The following is a 22,559-nucleotide window of genomic DNA, read 5'->3' as shown; positions in this document are numbered from 1 at the left end:
GAAATTACTTGACGTATCAACTAATGTCGTGTAATTTAAAGTCATGGCACGTAAGACAAGCCGCCTCCAAGAGGAACTGAAACAAACCAAACCCTTCAGCTCCATCTACCAGGAGGCGTCTCTGTCCATCCTGAAGACCGCGGATGTCTTCCGGCGTGACACAGCACGATTCCTGGAACCACACGAGATTACGCCGCAGCAGTACAACGTATTGCGCATCCTGCGCGGCGCAGGTGCCGAGGGGATTCCCACCTTGGCCATCGGCGAGCGTCTCCTTGAAGAGACACCGGGTATGACCCGCTTGCTCGACCGCATGGAATTCAAAGGTCTCGTCCGCCGGGTTCGCTGCGAAAAGGACCGCCGCCAGGTGCTCTGCTACCTCACCGAGGTAGGCGCGCGCCTGCTGGCCAGCCTCGACCCTTTGGTCGCGGAAATGGATCAGAAGATGGCCGCCGGGCTCACCCCCGATGAGGCCGAAACCCTCGTGGAACTACTGGAAAAGATACGGGAGACAAGACAATGACTATCGCTGAACTCGACGCCAAACTGAACAACGACATCCTCACCGGCAAGGCGCTGGAAGCCTTCGAAGAACTCTACGACGAGAACGTCGTCATGCAGGAAAACTCGAACGAACCGTTCGTCGGCAAGGCGGTCAACCGCCAGCGCGAAATTGACTTTTTCTCGAGCATCGAAGCCTTCCACGGCGCCTTCGTCCTCTCCTCTGCCGTGAACAGCGACGTATCCCTCTCTGAGTGGCTCTACGACGTCACCTTCAAGGGTGGGGTTCGCATCCAACTCGCCCAGGTCGCTGTCCGCCGCTGGAAAGACGGCAAAGTCGTCAACGAACGCTTCTACTACTCCAAGTAAGCCGCCTCAGCGCACAACCACAGAGCCCACGAAACAATCACAGGAAAGAATCCGAATCATGAACTGGAAATCCGTCCTCGCCTTATCCCTGCTCACCGTGACTGCAGTCTTCGCGGATGAGTACAAGATCGACACTTCGCACTCCAAAGCCGCCTTCACCGTCAAGCACCTGATGGTCAGCAACGTCCGCGGCGAGTTCAGCAAGGTCACCGGCACCATCGTCTACGACGAGAAGAACCCCACCGCCATCCGCATCGATGCCACCATCGACGCCACCACAGTCAACACCAGCGAACCCAAGCGCGACGAGCACCTGCGCAGCGCCGACTTCTTCGACGTCGCCAAGTACCCGACCATGACCTTTAAGTCCAAGAGCGCCAGGAAGACCGCGAACGGCCTCGTCGTCACCGGTGACTTCAGCCTCCACGGCGTCACCCGCCAAATCGACCTGCTTGTGGATAACTCCGGTCCGGAAGTGAAGGATCCGTGGGGCATGTTCCGTCGCGGCGCCTCGGCCACCACCACCATCAACCGCGCCGATTACGGCCTCACCTGGAACAAAGCGCTCGAAACCGGCGGCGTGGTTGTCAGCGATCAGGTGAAAATCACCATCGACGTGGAAGGCACCCGCGCCGGCGCCGCACCGGCCACGAAATAACCAGCCTGCTGCCGAAACATCCTCCTTCGTTGAGAGCAGTCGCAACAGGGCCCCCCTAAAAAGGGGCCCCTCCTTCATTTCCACCCCGCCGCTTTAGTACCCTGCAAGCTACGCCCGCAAGGTACTTCAGCGATGCCACTCTCCCGCCGAGCTCTCCTGTCCGCGCCTGCGATTCTCAACTTCACGCGCGCCGCCCAACCCCAAGCCCCCGGACCCGCCCTCTCGAACATCAGCCTGACGCCTGAGTCCTACTGTGGCTGGCCGACCCTCGCCCGCCGCGCCAATGGCGAACTGCTCGTCGCCTACTCCGGAGGCCGCGAAACTCACGTCTGCCCCTTCGGCCGCGTCGAACTCATGCGATCCACCGACGAGGGCAAATCCTGGAGCTGGCCCGAAGTCCTGATGGACACAGTCATCGACGACCGCGACGCCGGCCTCTGCATTACCGCCTCCGGAACCATCCTCGTCACCACTTTCACATCCCTCGCCTACGAAGCCACACTGCAGCGCGCCAAAGACTGGCCAGCCGACCGCACCGGCCGCTGGGCCGCCGTCCAGCGCCGCTCCACGCAAGCCCAGCGCAACGCCCTGCTGGGCACCTGGATGCTGCGTTCCACCGACGGAGGCATGACCTGGTCGGCGCCTTACCGCGTCCCCGTCAATTCTCCGCACGGCCCAGTCTCAGTCTCGGGCAATCGGCTCATCTATCCTGGCAAGGAACTTTGGGAGCCTGGCCAAAAGGCGCGCGTAGCCGAATCGACGGACGACGGCCAGACCTGGCGCATCCTTTCCGACATCCCCCTCCGCCCGGGAGACCGCTACGAGGACTATCACGAACTCCACGCAGTAGAGACCGCGGATCGTCGCCTGGTCGTTCACATCCGAAACCACAGCAAGACCAACGGCGGCGAGACCCTCCAGTGCGAATCCAGCGACGGTGGCAAGACCTGGACCGAACCGCATGCCATCGGAGTCTGGGGCCTCCCGTCCCATCTCCTGCGCCTGCGCGACGGCCGCCTGCTGATGTCCTACGGCTATCGGAGAAGCCCCTTCGGCAACCAGGCGCGAGTCAGTGAAGATCACGGCAAAACCTGGTCCCAGCCCATCGCGATTTCGTCAGACGGGGTGCGAGGCGACCTGGGCTACCCGTCCACAGTGGAACTAGCCGGAGGATCGTTGCTAACCATCTGGTACGAGCAGCAGGCAGCCAGCCCCAAAGCCGTCCTCCGACAAGCCCACTGGCGCCTATAGACCGGCAGGCAGCTAGCCGTAGCAATCTCGCTTCTTGAGTCACACAAATCATCTTTCGTCCGCAACACCCTCTTCCGTGGGGCGAGCCACCAGGCTTGCGGGCCGGCTCTCAAGCCGGCCATCTTAAGGCCTTACTTCTCCTCCGCTCGATACGCCGAAGACCATCGGTACTCCTCAGCTCTGCCAGCCAACCCGGCCCGCACCGGATTCCTCTCCACATACCGTACGATCCGCTGAAACTCCTCCTCGTTCCGGACCCAATGATCGTAGGACTCCCTCTCCCAGAACGGCGAGCCCGTCCGCCCGAGCATCAGATTCGCTTGACGTGCCGTGAATCCCTTGAGGGATTGAGCCAGACGGCGAAGCTCAATGACCGGGGTAATCAGAAGATGCACGTGATTCGGCATGACACTCCAGGCATGCAACTGATACTGATTCAACTCGCGTTCGCCGCACCGGATCGCCTCGGATACGAAATCGGCAATGTCGTTTCGACTCAGCCACAATGGGCCGCACTCGGCCCGATCAAGATACCGATCGATGCAGGCAAAGGACTGGCCGCTGGTCAGCCCTGCTGGAGCAACATAACGGTGGGGCGGCAGGGATCCGAAGTTCCGCCAGGTCACGAACAAGGCAGCTCCCTCTGGATGCCAATGAGGAAGCCTTCGCCGATAGAAGCTCACATCAAGGGGAGTGTCGGTGAACCGTGGGTTCCTCTCAGGACTGGCAAAGAAATCTGCCGGAACATCCACCTGCATACTTGCCGCCAAGTTCCAGATCCCGACCTAGGCTCAATCCTCACCGCGCCCAACCAGCACACCCCCCCGCACCTTGCCGCTTCGGCCGAAAACTCCGGGCCATCAACTCGATCGCCTTACCGTCCTCAGGCTCCGACGACTCCATGTAGAAGTTCGCACACCCGGAATCGGGAAACGTGACCGCAAAGTGCGAAACCCGGCCCACCGGACCAAAGGACAAATCCCGACGAGCCACCCACACCCGCGCTCCATCCACCACGGTCTCGTGGAAAGCAGTCGCTTCCTTGCCCCGCCGCGCCCACATACCCGCATCCCTCCCGATATCGTGAGAGATCACGACACGTCCATTCGCCGAGGTGAAGTGGCCCACAAAACTGTCAGTACCCCAATCCGGCAGGTAGTGAAAACCCGGGGGCACCACCAACTCACCGCCTGCCCACGAGAACTTGCCGGACGCAGCATCCCAACTCGCGTCTGTGGGCATCGGCGGACGGCTGTCACAGGAACTGCCCACCAGCGCACACGCAGCCACCAACCCGGTCAGCAGCCATCTAGGAGTATTTCTGGGGACCATCGACATCTGGAAAAGGAGCCCGCGTGATAAACCGGGGCCCACACGAGGGTGGACGCCACCAGGGGCGAAAAGTTCCCGAGGCACGGGAAGGATCCAAACGGAGCCGCGAACGTAAGTGAGTGGATAGCCAAACGAAACGCTCCCATCCATCCGCGAGGCCAGTCACACCCTCGCCTTCAGCCTACCCCTACCCCGCCAACCCCTCAATCTGCCCTCGCAACTGCACCAGCAACACCCCAGGCTCCGCCGCCGGATCCAAGGGCACTCTCAGGATCCCAGCCGGCGTAAACTGCGCCCCCGCCGTCTCACTCACCAGCCGCATCAACGCATGCGGATCTACCGCCGACCCCGGGTGGAACTTGATGTTCACTCCACCACCCCGCCGGTCAATCGCCTCGATCCCGCACCGCGCCGCCAGCGTCTTCAACTGCGAGAACTCCACCAGGTGCCGCACACTCTCCGGAGCCGCCCCATACCGGTCCTCCAGCTCCTGCAGCAGCGCCACCGCCTTCGCCGGATCGCCCGCATCCGCAATCCGCTTGTACGCCTTCAACCTCTGCTGTTCATCGGCAATGTAATCGGGCGGAATCCGGATATCCAACCCAAGATTCAACGACGAGTGCACCTCCGGAGCCACCGTTTCCCCACGCAGCTCCCGCGCCGTCTCGTCCAGCAGCTTCACATACGTCTCATACCCGACCACCGCCAGGTGCCCGTGCTGCTCGCCGCCCAACAAATTCCCCGCCCCGCGTAGCTCCAGATCCAAAGCCGCAATCTTGAACCCGGCGCCCAGGTCCGAGAACTCCTTCAAAGCGGCCAGCCGCTTGCGCGCGACTTCCGTCAAATCGACATCCGTAGGCACCATCAGGTAGGCGTACGCCCGCCGGTTGCTGCGACCCACGCGCCCGCGCAACTGGTATAGCTCCGACAGCCCGTAATTCTGCGCGTTTTCAATGATAATCGTGTTCGCCAGCGGGATATCCAGGCCGTTCTCCACAATCGTCGTGCAGACAAAAACATCCGCCCCGCGATGCATGAAGCTCAGCAGGACCTTCTCCAACTCCGCCTCGCCCATCTGCCCGTGACCCACCGTCACCCGCGCCCCCGGTACCAATTCCTGAATGGTCGCCGCCCGCGTCCAGATCGAGTCCACCCGGTTGTGTACAAAGTACACCTGCCCGCCGCGCTGCACTTCCTGCTCGATCGCCGTCTTGATCAGGTCCGGATTGTACTTCGCCACCACCGTCTGCACCGCCAGCCGGTCCTTCGGCGGAGTCTCAATCACACTCATATCGCGCAACCCCAGCAGCGACATGTGCAGCGTGCGCGGAATCGGCGTCGCCGACATCGTCAGCACGTCCACGCTCTTCTTCATCTGCTTCAGTCGCTCTTTGTGCGCCACACCGAAGCGCTGCTCTTCGTCCACCACCAACAGGCCCAGGTCCGGGAACTCCAGGTCCTTGGAAAGGATCCGGTGCGTCCCCACCACCACGTCCACCTTGCCCGCCTTCAGGTCCGCCAGCACGGCTTTCGTTTCCTTCGGAGACCGGAACCGGCTCAGCATCTCGATCCGCACTGGGAACGCCTGGAACCGCTTCTGGAAAGTCTCAAAATGCTGCAGCGCCAGCACCGTCGTCGGAGCCAGCACCGCCACCTGCTTGCCATCCCCCAGCGCCTTGAACGCCGCCCGCATCGCCACTTCCGTCTTGCCGAAACCCACGTCGCCGCACAACAGCCGGTCCATCGGATGCGGGCTCTCCATGTCCCGCTTGATCTCCGTCACCGCCTGCAATTGATCGCGCGTCGCCGCATACTCAAACGCGTCTTCAAACTCGCGCTGCCAGTTCGAATCGGCCGAGAATGGGTACCCCTCGCTCATCTTGCGCTCGGCGTAGAGCTTCAACAGCTCCTCCGCCATGTCACGCATCTTCGCCTTCACCCGCGACTTCGTCTTCGCCCAGGTGACGCCGCCCAGCTTGTCCAGCGCCGGCTTGCCCTCGTTCGCGCCGCGGTACTTCTGGATCAGGTCCAGCCGCGTCAGCGGAACATACAGCTTTGACTCCGCCGCATACTCCACCACCATGAAATCTTCCATGGTGTCGCCGCCCGAAATCTGCCGCAGGCCAGTAAACCGCCCAATGCCGTGCTGCGCATGCACCACGTAGTCGCCGATTTTGAGATCCAACGACTCCGGCGTGAACAGAGCTACATGCGACCGGGCCCGCGCCGGTTGCGCCGCGTAGTCCGATGCTTCGAACAGATCCTCACTGCCAATCAGCGCGAACTGCGCCTCCGGCAGCGTCACGCCGCGCCGCACCTGCCCCTGGATCAGGTACACACTGGCCGTCTGCATCGCCATATACGCGCGATCGGCCAGGTACTGCGGCGTTGAGCTCGTCAACTCCATGCCCAGCTGGAAGGGCAGCGAATACTCGCCCAGGATGTCGGCCAGCCGCTCCACTTCCCCCTGCGCCGCCGCAAAGAACGCCACCCGGTATCCCTTATCTACCAGCGAACGCGCTTCACTCACCGCCGCCGGCATGTTGTTGCGGAACGCCATCCCCGGCTGGGACCGGATCTCCAGCGGAACATCGCCCGCGTGCGTGTCCCCCTCCAGCGACAGGTTCCTCAACTCGATCTCACGCCGGTCCGGATGCTGTGCCTGAAACTCGCCCCAGTGCCGGAACACCTGCTCCGGCGGGCAAGGCGACTGCTCCGCCAACCCTTCCAGCCGCTTCCACAACCGCTCCGCCGCGACTTTGAGGCTCTCCGGCTCGTCCCAAACCAGAATCGGCTTCTCGATCAGGTTCTCAATCGAATCGTTCCTCGGCCTCAACAGCGGAGCCGCGAACTCCCACCCCGGGAAAGTCTCGCCCGGCACCACATCGTCGGCCTGCATCAGTTCCGCCAGCCGCCGCAGGAAATCGCGCGTCCGCGGAGTCTCCTCCATCGGCAGCAGCGTCACCTCTTCCACCTTCAGCACGCTGCGCTGCGTCTCCGGATCGAAGCGCCGCAGGCTCTCCACCGTATCGCCGAAAAACTCGATGCGGATCGGCCGGTGCGCCTCCGCCGGAAAGACATCGAAGATGCCGCCGCGGATGGAGTATTCGCCCTCCATCTCCACCGGCTCGCGCTTCTCATACCCGATGGAATCCAGGTGCGACGCCAGATCGTCCATCGCGATCTCGTCTTCCTGCCTCAGGGTCAATGCCAGTTGCCGGTAGGCGGCCGCCCCCTCGGTCCGCAGCAGCGCCGACGCCACGGGCGTCACGGCAATCGAGCACTTCCCCGTCGCCAGCCGGAACAAACCCACCGCCCGCTGCGCCTTGATCTCTGTATGCGGCGACAGGCCCTGCCCCGGTAGTACATCCAGTGCGGGAATGTGGATCGGCGGCGGAGCCCCCCGGCCCGCCAGCAACAGCCCGTGGAACGTCTCCAGCAGCTCCTGCAGGATCTCCGCGGTCCGGTTCGTGTCCGTCACCACCAGAATCGGCTGCTCCAGGTTCTCCCAAAGCAGCGTCAGGTACAACGCCTTGGCCGTCGGCGTCAGCCCGCCCAGCATCGAGCGCGTCGTCGGCTCGTGCGCCAGCCGCCTCACCAGCTCCTGAAAGGCCGGATGTCGCGTCAGGGCCTGGAACTGATCTCGAATCCCTGGGTTGATCACTGCTGGCTCAGGACCTCTTCCACCGTAGCGGTCGTGGAGTATCCAGGCTCCAGCGGCACCAGCACCACCCGGCCCCCGGCGGCCTCCACCTCTTCCCTGCCCGCCACAAAGTGCGACCAGTCGGCGCCCTTCACCAGAATGTCCGGCAGCAGCGCGGCAATCAGCTCCCGCGGAGTGTCTTCCTCAAACAGCGTCACCGCATCCACCGCTTCCAGCGCCGCCGCCAGCGTGGCGCGCTCCTGCTCCGGCAGAATCGGCCGCGTCGGCCCCTTCATCCGCGCCGTGCTCGCGTCCGAATTCAGCGCCAGCACCAGCACATCGCCCAGGTTCCGGCACGACTCCAGGGTCCGGATATGCCCCGGATGCAGAATGTCATAACAGCCGTTTGTGAATACCACGGTCAGTCCGGCCGCCCGCCAGCGCGCGCGCTGGACCACCAGATCCGCCCGGTTGTAGATGCTCGCCATCGAAATACGACGCTCCAGGCTCTAGTGTAGCCGTGGCGTGCGAGGGAGGCTATTTCATGAAACCGCTGCGTCCGCTACCCTCGGCGCACAACTGGTCGTTCATCGCATCGTCCAGCGCCAGCAGATAGCGCGTCAGCGGCGACAGCCGGGCTTTCGTCTCCGCGCTCAGCAACTGCTTCTGCCACTGCTGCTGCGGCAGGTCCCGCCGCACATAGAACGCATGCAGCGCCCGCCGGTGCCGCGCCGTCAAATTGGCCGTCCCGCCGTGCCACACATGCGCGTTATACACCGCCACCGACCCCGCCGGCGCCAGCACCAGAATCTCCTGCGGATGCGGCGCCTTCGGGTCCTTCAGAACATCCTGCGGCATCCGGCCCCACAGGTGCGACCCCGGAATCAGTCGCGTAGCGCCATTGTCTTCCGTGAAATCGTCCAGCAGCCAGACGGAATTGAACACGCAGGCGCCCGTCTCGTCCGGCAATACGCCCATATCCACATGCAGAGGCTGCGCCTCAGGAGCGTACGGATTCGTGGACCGCGCATTCAGGCTGCTCAACTTAAAACTACTGTTCAATACATGATCGATGTAGACGAGTAGCCGCGCGTCCGAGACCACCTGCTCAAAAATCTCGCCCTTGTCGACGAGATTCGCCAGCCGCCGCGCAAAAGGCTCCTGCCGGAACTCGTGGCCGGCATTCTCACCTTCTTCCTCAAACAGCTGCTCCACCCGCACGCGCAACTCATGCAGCAGGTACTCATCCATGAACCCGGGCAGGATGATGTAGCCTTGTTCATCCAGTTGCCGCTTTTCGGCTTCCGTCATGCGCCCTATTCTATAAGCTTGGAGAACATTTTAGTAAGGGCGACAAACTGGGTCGGCGACGCGGTGATGAGTTTGCCGGCATTGGCCGCGGTCCGTGCGCGGTTTCCCACCGCAAAGATCACGGTTCTTGCACGGCCGTGGGTCGCCGGCCTCTATCGCAAGGAGCCCTTCGCCGACGAAATCCTGCCCTACCAGCCGGAATCTGTACTCGATCGTTGGAAAACCGCGTCCGAGCTCCGCAAGCGCAGGTTCGATTGCGCCCTGCTCCTCCAGAACGCCTTCGACGCGGCATTGATTACCTTCCTGGCGGGCATCCCACGCCGCATCGGCTACAACCGTGACGGCCGCGGCCTGCTTCTGACCGACGCCGTCCCGGTGCCCGCCAAGGGCTCCATCCCGCCGCACGAAAGCTTTTATTATCTGGAACTTCTGCGCCAGATCGGCTGGGTCGACAGGCTCCCGGCTGAGCCGCTCATCCGCCTCGCCGGCCAGCGCGGCAAGATGAGGCCCGTCATCGGCGTCAGCCCCGGAGCCGCCTATGGCACCGCTAAACAATGGATTCCACAGCGTTTCGCCGCCGCCGCCCTACAGGTCGCCGGACAACTAAACGCCGAAATCGAACTCTTTGGCTCCAAATCCGAACGCCCGCTGTGCGAAGAAGTGCGCTCGGAAATCCTCCGTTTGGGTGGCTCCGCCCTGAACCTGGCCGGCAATACGACCCTCGAACAATTCATTGAGCGCGCCGGCACCTGCCGCGTATTCCTCACAAACGACTCGGGTTCCATGCACATTGCCTCGGCCCTGGGCATCCCCACGGTGGCCATCTTTGGCGCCACCAACCACATCACCACCGGCCCCACCGGCCCGCTGGCCCAGGTGATCCGCCACGACGTCGAGTGTTCGCCTTGTCTTCTGCGGGAGTGCCCCATCGACCACCGCTGCATGACCGGTGTCGAGGTCGACCGTGTCGTTGAATCCGCTCTCGAACTGGTCCAAATCTCGACGCTCTGAGAGGGGCCAGTCCTGCTACAACAGTATGAGTGGATTCGCGCCTGAAGATCGTTTTACCCGCGGAATTGCCGTCCGGAGTACGGCTGGTATCCGGCTATTTTGATCCGTTATTGACCGTCCATGCGGCCTGGTTGGCCGAGGCCCGCGGCGTCTCTGACAAACTGGCAGTCGTCGTCAAGGATCCGCCCGTGCCGATCCTCTCCACGCGCGCCCGCGCCGAACTCGTCGCCGCCCTCAAAGTCGTCGACTTCGTCCTCCTCGAGGCGCCCGGCGTACCCACCGCCGATGTCCAGTTGGATCAACGGGATGCAGCCGCGGCTGCCGCGTTTGTGGCCCACGTGCGCCAACGGCAGGGTTAATGGCGCCTACGCTCATCTTGGTGGTCCGGCTGGGCGCAATGGGTGATATTCTACATGCCTTGCCCGCCGCCGCCGCCCTCAAACGCTCGTTCCCGGATTGCCGGCTGAGCTGGGCTGTCCATCCCAAATGGCGGGAGCTGTTGGAAACAGGGGGCTTAGCAGACGAGTTGATCCTAATCGACAGACGTCGTTTATCCTCCCTGCGCGGCGCCGCCCGCGAACTCCGGAAACAGGAGTTCGACTTCACCGTGGATTTCCAGGGCCTCATCCAATCCGCGCTGGTGGCGCGGGTGGCCCGTTCCCGTCAGGTGTACGGTTTCGTCAAGGATCAGGTCCGCGAGTGGCCCGCCGCAAGTCTATACACAACAACAGTTAGAGCTAAAACAACACATGTCGTCGAGCGAAATCTGGACCTCGCGCAGGCCGCCGGTGCGCGCGACCGCACGGTAACTTTCCCGCTACCGGCCGGTACACCGGAGAGCACGCTGCCCCCAGGCAGGTTTGTCCTGGCCGCCCCATTCGCCGGCTGGGCCTCGAAGCAGTGGCCGCTGGAGCACTACGCGGTGCTGGCGCGTCAATTGAAATCGGAACTGGGGATCCCCCTGGTTCTCAATGGCGCGCCGTGGCAGGCGGAAGCGCTGCGCAGCGCCGAGGCGGCCGAGGTCCACATCTCGTCGATCTCCGGCCTGATTGACGCGACGCGGCGTGCAACCGCGATTGTCGGAGTCGATAGCGGGCCCATGCACCTGGCCGCGGCGTTGGACAAGCCCGGCGTGGCGCTGTTTGGGCCGACCGATCCGGCGCGCAACGGTCCCTATGGTAAGTCCTTATCGGTGATCCGGATACCGGGCGCCGTCACCAGTTATGAGCGGAGGAAAGAGATAGACGCATCCATGCGGGCGATTCAGCCGGAGGCCGTATTGGATGTACTCGCTACAATAGTGAGGCGGTAATGTCGATCTTTCCGAAACAGTATGCAGATTTGGTCCAGAGGCTGAGAGTCCCCACCGGCTTGCTGCTGGCGGCCGCCTTTGTGTGGCTGTCCCAACCGGTGCTGCCAACACTCCTCCTGGGCTGTCCCATCGCCCTGTTGGGACTGGCCTTGCGTGCCTGGGCCGCCGGCCACCTCAGGAAGAACCAGCAGTTGACCGACTCCGGCCCCTATGCGTGGGTCCGCAACCCTTTGTATATAGGCACTTTGTTCACCGCGCTGGGCTGCACCGTGGCCGCCGCCCGCCCCAGCCTGGCAACGATTGTCGGAGTGGTCTTCATCTTCGTGTACCTGCCGGTCATGGAACAGGAAGAACAGCACCTGGCGAAGATCTTCCCGGAGTTTGAAGCGTACGCGAAACGGGTTCCGCAGCTTCTGCCGCGCCTGCCGAAGATCTACCCGCCGCAGCGCTTTTCGTTTGAAGTGTACCTGCGCAATCGCGAGTATAAGGCGCTGTACGGATTCCTGCTCGTGTACGGCTTCCTGATCTTCAAGTCGCTCTAGGTTTTGGACTTGGGGGCGCTCGAGAGCCGGGCTTCCAGCAGGATGAGGATGATCAGGAACACGACCATGATGGAGCCCGCCAGCGGCAGCCCCATCACCACACCAACTCCGTAGAAATGAGCGAGATAGCCCAGCGACGCAGGCGCCAGCAGGCTGCCCGTCATGGCGATCGAGAAGATGCCGTTGAAAAAGCCCGGGTGGAAGTAGGGGAAGCGGTCGCCGATCTTCTCCACCACCAGCGGCAGGATCACCGAGAAGCCGCCGCCGGCCAGCAGCACGCCGACCGTAGCTCCGAAGAGGTTGTTGGTGGAAAGCAGGACCAGGCAGGCAAACATGGGCGCCAGGGTGGCCCCGGCCAGCAGCCGGGCATGGCGGACCCGGGGCAGCAGCCATTGCGCCGCAACCCGGCCGATGAGCAGTGCAAACCAATACACAGCAAGCAGGAACAGCGAGGTCGCCGGGCTCGCACCCAGCCGTTGAGTGAGGAACAACGGCAGCCAGCCGGCCAGTGCACCTTCATTGCCCGACTGGAAGAAGAGCAATAACGCGAAAAGGATAGCGGCGGGGCTCTTGAAGTCGTGCAGCGCCCGCTCCCAGGTGACTTCCTGAACCACCGGCTCTTCCGGCAGCTTGGCGCGGTAATAGACGATGGCGGCCAAGGCGGGCACGACGGCCAGGATCAGCAGTACGCTGGCCACGGTGTAAGCGAAGAAGGTGCCGGCGACGAACAGCGCGCAGGCCATGCTGCCCAAGCCGTAGAGCGCTCCGGCCAGGCTCAGGGTCGCGGCGGGGTTCAGGTTGTATACCGGGGTAATGGCGTGGAAGACGCTTGTATTGAGCAGGCCCGCACTGAGCCCGACCAGGAAGAGTCCGCCCATCCGCCAGGCAGAAGGGGAAGGCGGCGAAAACGCGGCCAGCAGCACCATCGCCAGGAACGCCACGGCGCAGGCGAACGCCATGACGAAGCCGATCCCTTTGCGGCGCAACAGCGGGGCGGCCAGCACGGGCGCCAGCAGCATGCCGAGGTTCTGCAGCAGGAAGTAGTTCCCAATGAGAAGGTAATTGGGATCAATATGATAGCGCCAGGCCAGCAGGATGGAGCCCAGGAAGGCCATCAGGATGCCGGACAGGAATAGGCCGGAGATACCGCGGCGCGCCATCGACCCTTGCAGGGAACCTTGCGTGGTCTCGAGCCCGGGTGGCAATTGGGAGGCGGCCGGCACCAGCCCATTGTAGCTCCGAAAAGTGGTGAAGCGGGCATACAAGGTGGGCCGCTACCAAAGACCGGAGGGAATTCGAGCGATTTCTCCCAATTTTCATATTTCACCCGTACGGGTTCATGTAAATACAACGACTTACGTTTGGCAGTCAAACTGCACTACAGACTGCGGGTCACGTTAGTTAGATGCTTTGTGGGTGGTTGCCTCTCTAACCATCCCGCCCCGGTGGTATCCTCCGATCCCCCGGGGCGTTTTCTTTTTAATCAGCCATTTACAACTGGATGAGCGAGCTGGCGGCCAGCCGGCGAAGAAGCCTGGGCCGGAGGTGTGTGTTTGCAGATTCCGGCATGCGGACCACCGCATATTCCCACTTTTGGAATCGCACCGCAAAATCTTGTGGTTTGTATCTGATTTCCTCTTGACTGATTCCTGAACCTCGCTTAGGATAAGGCCATCACTGAAGAAAGGAGGTGATCCAGAGAACATGAGTACTGGTAGTTGTCACACGCGTGAGGTGGTCGACTGCTGAAGCTCAAACTGGTCACGCCTTGGCCCGACCTTCAGTGCAGGGCTAAGATCGTGCGCACCGGCCACTGAGCGCGATTCTAAAGCCGTAGGCTTCAGAATCCAGGCTACCGAAGAACCCGCCGCCGGAGTCCGGCTGCGGGTTCTTTCTGTTTAGCTGCATCTTTTGGCACAGGATGCTTGTCTGCTATACTGAGGAGGTTAAAGGATCAACGATGAAAGCTGGCATCCATCCCGCCTACAATGAAACGAATGTGATCTGCGCATGCGGTCACTCGTTCAAGACCCGCTCGACCAATAAAGGTGACATCCGAGTGGAAATCTGCTCAAGTTGCCATCCCTTCTTCACGGGCCGTCAGAAGCTGATCGACACCGAGGGGCGAGTGGATCGTTTCCAGAAGATGTTGGTTCGCTCGGCCAATTTGAAGGCAAAGCGCGCGGACACCAAGCAGCCGGTCGGCTAACCGATCGCTGCCTGCATCTTCCTTACAGGACTGAAAAAGCCCGGCTGCGAAGCCGGGCTTTTTCGCGTTTGGGATCAATGAGATAGGAAGAGTCTATTTACCGGACTTGTCCTTTTGCTCTTTGTCCTTCTGTTCTTTCTCTCGCTGCTCCGCTTTGCGCTTGTCTTCGCGCTCTTTGCGGAACTTCTCATACTCCGCCTGCTGGGGCGGAGTGAGCATGGCGTTGATCTCAGCGGTCTGCGCGTCCTGGATGACCTTCATCTCGGGCTTGCTGCGTTCGCGCAGTTCGCGGAACTTCGCCCGGGTCTCGTCCAGGATCGTCTCAAGTTTCTGAACCTGTTCGGTTTGGAGGCTCAGCCGGCGTTGCATCTCACCGATGTATTCGCGGCGGTAGTCCTCGGGGCTCTTGGGGGGATTCTTGGCGCTAACCGTATTCAGCGAATACGAACGATAGCCCAGGGCGCCAACCACCGTGCCGCTGGCGAAAACGAGGATGAGAGAAAGAGCGAGGGTAGAATTCGACCGCATCATTTCACAGGAGACTCCTGCGACCGCCCGGACTCGGTACCGACCGGAACAACCGCCACACCGCTCAGCATCTGGGCGTCTTCATGGGCGTCGGCCAAAGCTTCGAGGTAGGTAGCAGTGTAGACCACTGCCGGACGCTTCGGCAACATTTGTAACATGACAAAAAACAGACTGGCAGCAGCGGCCGCGGCCACAAGGCCGTTGGACCATTTCCAAAGCTGCTTGGTCCAGTGCTGTCCACTCTCGATGCGATTCCAGAGCCTCGGCATGAAATCCGCGGGAATGTCCGGCTCTCCGCAAGCGTCCCGATAGGCCGCCAGCAGCCGGTCGAAGTCCTGTTCCGTCCGATTTTGCGATTCGCTCATGGCTCCTGCATCCTTTCCCAAACCCTTATCGCTTGTTCAGCAAACCTGCAGACCCGCGAGGTGCACTCGCCGGGGTCGTCCAACACGGCCGTCCACTACCTTATTCGGCGGATTTTTCCTTCCGCTCCACACCCTTGGCGCTCCTCGAAGACTCGTACGCTTTTAGGACGCGCTGACGCGCCCGAAAGAGTCGGACTTTTAGAGCGTTCTCGTTGACATGATAGACCTTTTCCAGATCTTTCAGCGACAGCCCTTCCACTTCCTTCAACGTCAGCAAAGCGCGGTCCTCTTCCGACACTTCGCTGAGCAGCGAATCGACAAACTCGCGCACCTTCGCCCGGTGCAGATCGTCCACCTGCACCTTGGTTCCGGCCGAAGCGTCGGCCAGCATAACCGCCTGTTCGCTGAGATCGGAAACCCGCGATTCCAGACGGCGCTTCCGTCGCTTCCGCAGATAGTCCAAAGCCGCGTTGACAGTCAGCCGGTAGAGCCAAGGCTCGAAAACCTCAGGGCTTCTCAACTGATCGAGCGAATAATACAAGCGCAGGAACACTTCCTGAGCCACATCTTCCACATCCTCGGGCCGCCCGATCAAACGGGAGACGGTACCGAAGATCCGGCGCCGGTATGCCGTGACGACCTCGTTGAACGCAGCGGGATCGCCCGCCCGCGCTCGTTCCACAACTTCGAAGTCGACCAGCATTGGAGGCAAGGGAGCTGGCGCGACTCCTTAAAATTTCTAACAATAAGGCGCGCCTAGCCTGCACTCAGGTTACAACAATTCCCCACAAGGCCGTTTGTGCCTCTAGATGCATGTTAAAATTGGAACTTAGCCCTTCCCCCATGGATTTTCTCTCCGGCCTGAATCCCCAGCAGCGCGAAGCCGTGGCCCATGTCGAGGGCCCTCTTTTGATCCTCGCCGGCGCCGGGAGTGGCAAGACGCGAGTCATCACCCATCGAATTGCCCACCTGATCGATAGCGAACGGGTTTATGGGCCGTCGATCCTGGCCGTGACCTTCACGAACAAGGCTTCGGGTGAGATGCGGGACCGGGTTTTGAAGCTGCTGAACCACCTGCCGGCGAGTGCCGGGCCGATGGTGGCCACCTTTCACTCGTTCTGCGTCCGTCTGTTGAGACGCGATGGCGCGACCCTGGGCGACCTGCGGCGCAACTTCACCACCAGCTTTCACATCTACGACGACGACGACCAGCTCGCCCTGCTGAAGCAGATTTATAAGAAGCTCGGCCTCGACGACAAGTTCATGCAGCACCGCGCGGCCCTGTCGCGGATCAGCCACGCCAAGAACCAGAAGCAGACCCCGGCGGACTTCTACAAGATGTCGGCCGACCCCAAGGCATCCAAACTGGCGGTTGTCTTTGAGCACTACCAGCAGGGGCTGGAGGCGGCTAACGCCCTGGATTTTGACGACTTACTGTTGGAAGCGGTACGCCTGCTGCGGTATGACACCGAAGTCCGCCAGTTGTGGAACCGGCGGCTGCAATTCCTGATGATCGACGAGTATCAGGACACCAACCGCTCGCAGTACGAGCTCATGCGGCTGCTGTCGGAAGCGCATTCCAATGTGGCCGTGGTGGGTGACGAAGATCAGTCGATCTACGGCTGGCGCGGCGCGGACATCCGCAACATCCTGGATTTCGAAAAAGACTATCCGGGCGCCAAGGTGATCCGGCTGGAACAGAACTACCGTTCCACCAAGGCCATCCTGGAAGCTGCGTCGCGTGTGGTGGAAAACAACAAAGCCCGCAAGGGCAAGATGTTGTGGACCGACGGCGCCGACGGCGACCCCATCTGCTACCTGGAAGCGGCCGACGGCGAACAGGAGGCCCTGTTCATCGCCGACACCATCGAAAAGATCATCCGCAAGGAGAGCGATACGCGGGTGGCGATCCTGTACCGCACGAACTCGCAGTCGCGGCAGATCGAAGAGGCGCTGCGGCGCTACATGCGCAAGTATGTCGTGGTGGGCGGCTTCAGTTTCTACCAGCGGGCGGAAGTGAAGGACGCACTCTCCTACGTCAAATTCATGATGAATCCGCGCGACAACATCGCGATGTTGCGGATTCTCAATGTTCCGGCGCGCGGGATTGGCAAAACCACTTCGGAGCAGTTGGAAAAGATCGCCGCCGAGCGCGGCGAAACCCTGTGGGAAGCGATCGACACGGCGGAAAAGGAACACCTGCTGGGCGGGCGGGCCGAGGCGGCTCTGGCGGCGTTCCACCGGCTGATCGAAGAGCTGCGCGACGCGATGACACAGCAGGGTCCGGACGAGACGATCAAGCAGATCCTGGACCGCACCGGTTACCGCAAGATGCTGGAGACGGACTCGACACCGGAGTCCGAATCGAAGCTCGGCAATCTTGACGAACTCGTATCGGCAGCGGCGGACGCAGCCGAACGCGGCGACACCCTGCAGGACTTCCTGGACTCGGCGGCCCTGGTGGCCGATTCCGACGACATTGAAGAAGCGGCTCAGGTTTCGCTGCTGACGATGCACAACGCCAAGGGCCTCGAGTTCCCCTACGTATTTATCGCGGGCATGGAAGAGGGCCTGTTCCCCCACTCGCGATCGCGCGACAACGACGACCAGCTCGAGGAAGAGCGGCGGCTGTGCTATGTCGGCATGACCCGCGCGATGAAGCGGCTGTACCTTTCCAGTGCGCGGATGAGGCGCAAGTATGGCGGATCCCCGCCGGAGCCGTGCCAGCCTTCGAGGTTCCTGGAAGAGGTTCCACGATCCCTGATGGAAGACCTCAGCCCGCAACGCCAGCCGGCCGGTTCCATCGACCTTTATGGGGAGCGGGCGTCGGTGCGCGAAGTGGCGCGCCGAAATACGTATACTGGAAAGACATATAATTCGCTCGATCATATCTCGCAGTTCTTCGCCGACCGGGGTGTGCGCCCGCCAGCAATGGCTCCGCAACCCGCCGCCCCGAAGCCTGCGGGCGAGCCGGTATCGCGCGCGGTGGTGACGCCGCAGCCGAAACCGGCGCAGGGGCAATTCGCGATGCGGCCGCCAGCCGCGCCGGTCAAGCCCGCCCTGAAGAAGGGTGGTGTACGGGCCGGAATGACGATCGTGCACCCCAAGTATGGCCGTGGCACCGTGCTACGCAAGGAAGGCGAGGGTGAGGACGCCAAACTCACAGTGAGCTTCCCTGGGCACGGCTTGAAGAAATTGATCGCCAAGTTCGCCGGCCTGACGGCCGATGATTGAGGCGGCATCCGGTGTGTCCCCGCGCAGGCGTGGGCCGGACCGTTGGATTTTAAACGCACAGACCGGTAAGCCGGCATGAAGGATTGAACTGAGCATGAATACGAAGACCATCGCCGATAAGGCAGTACGGAAAGAGACGAAGCGGAAGGCGCGCAAGGCGGCGGACGAGAAGAACCCGCTGCAGCCCCGTCCGGCTGGTGTGGACCGCGGCTCGCTAAAGCGCAAAGTCAAGGTCATCGCCCGCGGCCAGCGGAAGCGGTAACACTAAGCGTTCAGCTATCAGCGGTCAGCCATCAGCTTTCAGCTATTTCCTAGTGTCCGGCACGTCCCTCGGTTGCCGTTGCCGGACTTCCACCCCTTGGCCGCAGGTGGCCAAGGGTGGTATGCTTTCAACTCTTCATTGACGCTCCTGCCGCTTCTGGATGGCAGTGGCCTGAGGTTTATTCACTGATAGCTGAAAGCTGAAGGCTGATCGCCGACAGCTCCCAAACACCCCGGCTGCGAGGAGGCATCCGCCGATGAAACAACTCTTCCGCACCAAGAGTATCGAGGCTCTGGTGGCCGCCTCCAACCAGGAAGGCAAGCGGCTGGACCGCACCCTGGGCGCCTGGAGCCTGATGGCGCTGGGCATCGGCGCTGTCATCGGCAGCGGCATCTTTATCCTCACCGGCACGGCAGCGGCCGGCGAGGTGCGCAGCTTCCACTCCCTGCTCCACGTTCCGATCCTGGACCTGATCATGAACGGGGCCAACTCCTCATTCACGATTGGACGGCCGGGCGCGGGACCAGGGGTCGCCCTCTCGTTTCTGCTCACGGCCATCGCCTGCGGCTTCGCGGCGTTGTGTTACGCGGAAATGGCCTGCTGCATCCCCGTGGCGGGTTCAGCCTACACTTACGCCTACGCCACCATGGGCGAGTTCGTTGCCTGGCTGATCGGCTGGAATCTGATCCTGGAGTACGCCGTCTCAAACATGGCGGTCGCGGTGGGATTCTCGGCCTACTTCAACGACATATTGGAGTCGATCTTCGGCTGGCACCTGCCAAAACAATTGTCAGAGCCGATGATCATGGGCGGGCAATTCACCGGCAGCTGGTTCAACCTGCCGGCGTTCCTCATCCTGATGCTGCTGACGTGGGTGCTCACTTACGGCATTAAGGAGAGCGCGCGGACGAACAATATCATGGTGCTGGTGAAGCTGGGCGCCATCGCGATCTTCGTGATCGGCGCGGGCCGTGCGGTGAACACGCATCACTGGCACCCGTTCCTGCCGAATGGCATGTCGGGTGTGCTGACAGGCGCGGCGATTGTCTTCTTCACCTACATCGGCTTCGATTCGGTCTCGACCGCGGCCGAGGAGTGCAAGAACCCCCAGCGCGACCTGCCGATCGGGATCATCGGCACGCTGCTGGTCTGTTCCACGCTGTACATTGCCGTGGCGCTGGTGCTCACCGGCATTGCGCCGTGGCAGAGCCTGAACAACGCCGCGCCGGTCGCCGAAGCGCTGAAGAACCTGAACATGAACACGGTGCGCGAGTGGGTGGGCGTGGGCGCCATTGTCGGCATGCTCTCGTCGCTGCTGGTGTTCCAGTACGGCCAGGCTCGCGTGTGGTTCGCCATGTCGCGCGACGGCCTGCTGCCGCGCTTCTTCTCGAAGATCCACCCCAAACATCACACGCCGCATGTCTCCACCTGGATAGCCGGCTTTGCCGTGGGCATTCCTTCGGGCGTGTGGGACATCGGCACGTTCGCCGACCTTTCGAACATTGGCACGCTGTTCGCGTTTACCGTCGTATCCGGGGGCGTGCTGGTATTGCGCAGGACTCAGCCCGACCGGCCACGGAGCTTCCGTGTCCCCTTCGGACCGCTATTCCCCGTGCTCTCCATCGTCAGCTGCCTGATCCTCATGATGGCGCTGCCGCTGGAGACCTGGGTGCGCTTCTTCTTCTGGTCGGCCATCGGCATCGCGATTTACTTCGTGTTTGGAAAGAAGAACAGCACCCTTGCCAACTCGTAGCCGTTCCCTTCTCCGGTTGGCCGCGGCGGTCTCCCTGCTGCCCGTGGCCGGCCTAAACGCACAGGTCCAACACCAGCACCATCCTCCGCAGAGTAGCGGGGAATATGCCAAGGTGCTGGAAGATCCAACTCGCGACGCGTGGCAGAAACCACACGAGGTCGTGATGGCGCTGGAGTTGAAAGCCAGCGATACGGTGGCCGACATCGGCGCCGGCACAGGCTACTTCTCGCGCCGGTTTGCGAATCATGCCGGCAAAGTGTACGCGGTGGATATCGACAGAGACCTGCTGGCGCTGGCGGCGAAGGGCGCTCCGGCCAATATGTCGACGATCCTGGCGCAGCCCGATGACCCGAAGCTGCCGGCAGCCGGCATCGACACCATCTTCCTCTGCGATGTCCTGCACCACATCTCCGACCGGCCGGCGTATTATGGGAAGCTTCGAGGCGCGCTTAAGCCCGGAGGCCGCATAGTGATAGTGGACTTTTACAAGAAGGAACTGCCGGTGGGTCCGCCGCCGGCGATGAAGCTCTCCGACGACGAGGTAAAGAAGGAGTTCGCCGCCGCCGGCTTCCGCCTGGTGAAGAGCCACGACTTCCTGCCGCATCAGTATTTCCTGGTCTTCCAGGCGCGCTGAACCGTCATGAATGCAGGACTCGACTTTCTTCAGCGCTTGGCGCTGCTTGTCTGGCTCGCGGTCCTGCTCCTGTTTCTTTCCTCCCTAACCGCTTTCTTCTTCGCCTCGCGCCGTGTGCGGCTGGACATCACGGTGAGCTGGTACCGCCACCGGCCGCTGGGCCGGACTACGTTGCGGCCGCTGCTGCTGACCGTGGCCGTGGCAATTGTGTGCGCCCTGCTGGTGCAGATCAGCCCGCTGGAAACCCCCACCATGCGCATCGCGCTGGTCCTGGTGGGTGCTGGCGTGACGTGGGTCTCGTTCGACTGGAGCTGGAAACAGCTCACGGCGTGGGTAAACCATCAGGCGGAAGAGAACCTGGCCTGGCGGGACCGTACGCATTCGGCCGTGGAAGAGCTGCGGCGCCAATTCAACGCCGGTATAGCCCGCCAAACGGCCTGCCGCCTGCTGCATGAGGTTCTGGGCGCCCATCACGTGTACTTCTATACGCGCTCGGCCGATTCCTTCACTTTGAGCGCAGCCGTGCCCTCAGCCCCGGAAAGCGATGTTTCGTTTTCCAGAGCCTCCCTGCTGCGGCAGGAACTGACGAACGGCCACACCTACCGCTGCCTGCGGGTGATGGAGCCGAACGGCCAAAGCCGGCGCATCTGGTCGAAGGGCATGCCGGCCCGGCTGGAAGCCGAGCAATCCCTGCTGGCTTCGGTGGAGGCGCATTTGGTGGTGCCGGTACAGGATGGGGCGGCGCTGCCGGGCCTGATCATCCTGGGTCCGCGGCAGGGTGGAGAAGGCTACTCGTGCGAACACCTGCACTTCGCTGAAGCCATCGCGCGTCAATTGGTGAGTACAACGGCCGTGGCCGAACTGGCCCATGCCGCCATGGCTGAAGCAACGGCATCCGCCGCGGTGGATGCCGCGCGCCAGGCGGCACGCACAACCCGCACCCACCTGACGCCGCCCGACCGCTTTGAACTGCCCGACCTCGACTTCGCAGCCGAGTACTGGATGGGCGACAACCCCGGCGGCGCTTTCTATGACATCGTCTCGGTGCCGAATCGCGCGGCGGCCTTCTTCCTGGCGGAAGTGCCGGGTCCGGACGAGGAGGCAGCCGTGCGGCTGGTACAACTGCAGGCGCTGCTGCGCACCAGGGCGCGGGCCTACACGGAAGACCTGGCCGAATTGCTGGAATCGACGCAGCGGGCCCTCGGAGCCAGCGCGGTGGGCCGGCCGCCCGTGGGTCTGTTTTGCGCGCGCTACGTTGCCGGCTCCGGCAAGTTGCAGTACCTCAATGCAGGTGTGTATCCGCCCTTACTGATTCGCAGAACGAGTGAGGGGGCGGAGATTACGCGCCTGGCCTGCGGAGGCCCGCCCATCGGCGTCGGTCCGGAAGGGCCGCGGCAGGTAGGTGAGGTGGAGATCCACAGCGGCGACCTCGTGGCGATCAGTTCCGCCGGTCTCGCACAGGCGCCGGGCCCCGAGTGTGAAGTCTGGGGCGAGCCCCGCTACATCGATACCGTGCAGAGCTGGGAATCGCAGCGGGCACGCGACATCGCCCACCTGACCCTGCATTCCGTACACGAGTTCACCGGCAAAAACATGCTGGCTCCGCCGCGGCTGCTAATCATATTGCGGCCGAACTGAACCGCG

At 62.4% G+C, this 22,559-nt stretch carries 23 protein-coding genes; 14 read left to right on the top strand and 9 right to left on the bottom strand.

The window, feature by feature from the left end; all coding sequences use genetic code 11:
• Positions 1–43: 43 nt before the first annotated feature.
• The 4 genes from ACR9Y2_RS19220 to ACR9Y2_RS19205 all read left to right on the top strand — a co-directional run bounded on the left by ACR9Y2_RS19220 (position 44) and on the right by ACR9Y2_RS19205 (position 2,779).
• Complete coding sequence (locus tag ACR9Y2_RS19220; protein WP_435043209.1) at positions 44–523, top strand: MarR family winged helix-turn-helix transcriptional regulator; 480 nt, start codon at positions 44–46, stop codon at positions 521–523.
• A complete protein-coding gene (locus ACR9Y2_RS19215) occupies positions 520–870 on the top strand; it encodes a SnoaL-like domain-containing protein (protein WP_435043207.1) in 351 nt (116 codons plus the stop codon). The genes ACR9Y2_RS19220 and ACR9Y2_RS19215 overlap by 4 nt, the downstream gene beginning before the upstream one ends.
• Before the next feature lie 58 nt (positions 871–928).
• Positions 929–1,528, top strand: a complete 600-nt coding sequence (locus tag ACR9Y2_RS19210) for a YceI family protein (RefSeq protein WP_435043206.1) — start codon at positions 929–931, stop codon at positions 1,526–1,528.
• 132 nt (positions 1,529–1,660) lie between these two features.
• The gene (locus ACR9Y2_RS19205; RefSeq protein WP_435043205.1) at positions 1,661–2,779 is read left to right on the top strand and encodes a sialidase family protein; all 1,119 of its coding nucleotides are present in this window, start codon (positions 1,661–1,663) and stop codon (positions 2,777–2,779) included.
• A 131-nt stretch (positions 2,780–2,910) separates the two neighbouring features.
• Here the strand turns inward: ACR9Y2_RS19205 and ACR9Y2_RS19200 are convergent, their stop codons facing one another.
• The 5 genes from ACR9Y2_RS19200 to ACR9Y2_RS19180 all read right to left on the bottom strand — a co-directional run bounded on the left by ACR9Y2_RS19200 (position 2,911) and on the right by ACR9Y2_RS19180 (position 9,065).
• Positions 2,911–3,405, bottom strand: a complete 495-nt coding sequence (locus ACR9Y2_RS19200; RefSeq protein ID WP_435043204.1) for a transposase — start codon at positions 3,403–3,405, stop codon at positions 2,911–2,913.
• 172 nt (positions 3,406–3,577) lie between these two features.
• A complete protein-coding gene (locus ACR9Y2_RS19195) occupies positions 3,578–4,021 on the bottom strand; it encodes a hypothetical protein (RefSeq protein ID WP_435043203.1) in 444 nt (147 codons plus the stop codon).
• A 277-nt stretch (positions 4,022–4,298) separates the two neighbouring features.
• Entirely contained in the window at positions 4,299–7,775 is a 3,477-nt protein-coding gene (gene mfd / locus ACR9Y2_RS19190) for a transcription-repair coupling factor (protein ID WP_435043202.1), read from the bottom strand.
• The gene (locus ACR9Y2_RS19185) at positions 7,772–8,242 is read right to left on the bottom strand and encodes an adenylyltransferase/cytidyltransferase family protein (protein ID WP_435043201.1); all 471 of its coding nucleotides are present in this window, start codon (positions 8,240–8,242) and stop codon (positions 7,772–7,774) included. The genes mfd and ACR9Y2_RS19185 overlap by 4 nt, the downstream gene beginning before the upstream one ends.
• A 49-nt stretch (positions 8,243–8,291) precedes the next feature.
• Positions 8,292–9,065: a phytanoyl-CoA dioxygenase family protein gene (locus ACR9Y2_RS19180; protein WP_435043200.1), complete on the bottom strand. Its 774-nt coding sequence runs from the start codon at positions 9,063–9,065 to the stop codon at positions 8,292–8,294.
• Between ACR9Y2_RS19180 and waaF the strand changes: the two genes are divergently transcribed.
• From waaF to ACR9Y2_RS19160, 4 genes are read left to right on the top strand one after another with little or no spacing between them, the layout of a single operon-like run.
• Complete coding sequence (gene waaF, locus ACR9Y2_RS19175; protein ID WP_435043199.1) at positions 9,030–10,076, top strand: lipopolysaccharide heptosyltransferase II; 1,047 nt, start codon at positions 9,030–9,032, stop codon at positions 10,074–10,076. The genes ACR9Y2_RS19180 and waaF overlap by 36 nt on opposite strands.
• A gap of 29 nt (positions 10,077–10,105) precedes the next feature.
• On the top strand, positions 10,106–10,435 hold the full coding sequence (locus tag ACR9Y2_RS19170; RefSeq protein WP_435043198.1) for a hypothetical protein: 330 nt from the start codon (positions 10,106–10,108) through the stop codon (positions 10,433–10,435).
• A gap of 38 nt (positions 10,436–10,473) precedes the next feature.
• The gene (locus ACR9Y2_RS19165; RefSeq protein ID WP_435043197.1) at positions 10,474–11,388 is read left to right on the top strand and encodes a glycosyltransferase family 9 protein; all 915 of its coding nucleotides are present in this window, start codon (positions 10,474–10,476) and stop codon (positions 11,386–11,388) included.
• Positions 11,388–11,930 (top strand): methyltransferase family protein, encoded by a 543-nt coding sequence (locus tag ACR9Y2_RS19160; RefSeq protein ID WP_435043196.1) that lies wholly within the window; start codon positions 11,388–11,390, stop codon positions 11,928–11,930. The genes ACR9Y2_RS19165 and ACR9Y2_RS19160 overlap by 1 nt, the downstream gene beginning before the upstream one ends.
• Here ACR9Y2_RS19160 and ACR9Y2_RS19155 read toward each other — a convergent pair.
• Complete coding sequence (locus ACR9Y2_RS19155) at positions 11,927–13,195, bottom strand: MFS transporter (RefSeq protein ID WP_435043195.1); 1,269 nt, start codon at positions 13,193–13,195, stop codon at positions 11,927–11,929. The two genes, ACR9Y2_RS19160 and ACR9Y2_RS19155, sit on opposite strands and share 4 nt — an antisense overlap.
• Before the next feature lie 695 nt (positions 13,196–13,890).
• On the opposite strand from ACR9Y2_RS19155, the gene rpmE reads away from it, so the two are divergent.
• Positions 13,891–14,139, top strand: coding sequence for a 50S ribosomal protein L31 (gene rpmE / locus ACR9Y2_RS19150; protein WP_435043194.1), 249 nt, complete (start codon positions 13,891–13,893; stop codon positions 14,137–14,139).
• A 93-nt stretch (positions 14,140–14,232) separates the two neighbouring features.
• Here rpmE and ACR9Y2_RS19145 read toward each other — a convergent pair whose 3' ends face one another.
• The 3 genes from ACR9Y2_RS19145 to ACR9Y2_RS19135 form a co-directional block, all read right to left on the bottom strand.
• Positions 14,233–14,670, bottom strand: coding sequence for a hypothetical protein (locus ACR9Y2_RS19145; RefSeq protein ID WP_435043192.1), 438 nt, complete (start codon positions 14,668–14,670; stop codon positions 14,233–14,235).
• Positions 14,667–15,032, bottom strand: coding sequence for a hypothetical protein (locus tag ACR9Y2_RS19140; RefSeq protein WP_435043190.1), 366 nt, complete (start codon positions 15,030–15,032; stop codon positions 14,667–14,669). Before ACR9Y2_RS19140 ends, ACR9Y2_RS19145 begins: the two co-directional genes overlap by 4 nt.
• 100 nt (positions 15,033–15,132) lie before the next feature.
• Positions 15,133–15,735, bottom strand: coding sequence for an RNA polymerase sigma factor (locus ACR9Y2_RS19135; RefSeq protein ID WP_435044884.1), 603 nt, complete (start codon positions 15,733–15,735; stop codon positions 15,133–15,135).
• Positions 15,736–15,875: 140 nt separating this feature from the next.
• On the opposite strand from ACR9Y2_RS19135, the gene ACR9Y2_RS19130 reads away from it, so the two are divergent.
• The 5 genes from ACR9Y2_RS19130 to ACR9Y2_RS19110 all read left to right on the top strand — a co-directional run bounded on the left by ACR9Y2_RS19130 (position 15,876) and on the right by ACR9Y2_RS19110 (position 22,553).
• Positions 15,876–18,266, top strand: a complete 2,391-nt coding sequence (locus ACR9Y2_RS19130) for an ATP-dependent helicase (RefSeq protein ID WP_435043189.1) — start codon at positions 15,876–15,878, stop codon at positions 18,264–18,266.
• A gap of 94 nt (positions 18,267–18,360) precedes the next feature.
• Positions 18,361–18,528, top strand: coding sequence for a hypothetical protein (locus ACR9Y2_RS19125; protein ID WP_435043188.1), 168 nt, complete (start codon positions 18,361–18,363; stop codon positions 18,526–18,528).
• A gap of 256 nt (positions 18,529–18,784) precedes the next feature.
• Complete coding sequence (locus ACR9Y2_RS19120; RefSeq protein WP_435043187.1) at positions 18,785–20,281, top strand: amino acid permease; 1,497 nt, start codon at positions 18,785–18,787, stop codon at positions 20,279–20,281.
• Positions 20,268–20,915, top strand: a complete 648-nt coding sequence (locus ACR9Y2_RS19115; RefSeq protein ID WP_435043186.1) for a class I SAM-dependent methyltransferase — start codon at positions 20,268–20,270, stop codon at positions 20,913–20,915. The genes ACR9Y2_RS19120 and ACR9Y2_RS19115 overlap by 14 nt, the downstream gene beginning before the upstream one ends.
• A 6-nt stretch (positions 20,916–20,921) precedes the next feature.
• Positions 20,922–22,553, top strand: coding sequence for a PP2C family protein-serine/threonine phosphatase (locus ACR9Y2_RS19110; protein WP_435043185.1), 1,632 nt, complete (start codon positions 20,922–20,924; stop codon positions 22,551–22,553).
• Positions 22,554–22,559 lie beyond the last annotated feature (6 nt).

Origin of the sequence: Paludibaculum fermentans (assembly GCF_051172195.1) — a bacterium.
Taxonomy (GTDB): domain Bacteria; phylum Acidobacteriota; class Terriglobia; order Bryobacterales; family Bryobacteraceae; genus Paludibaculum; species Paludibaculum fermentans_A.
The sequence above is the reverse complement of the archived record's forward strand: the minus strand, read 5'-3'. Positions and strand labels throughout refer to the sequence as shown.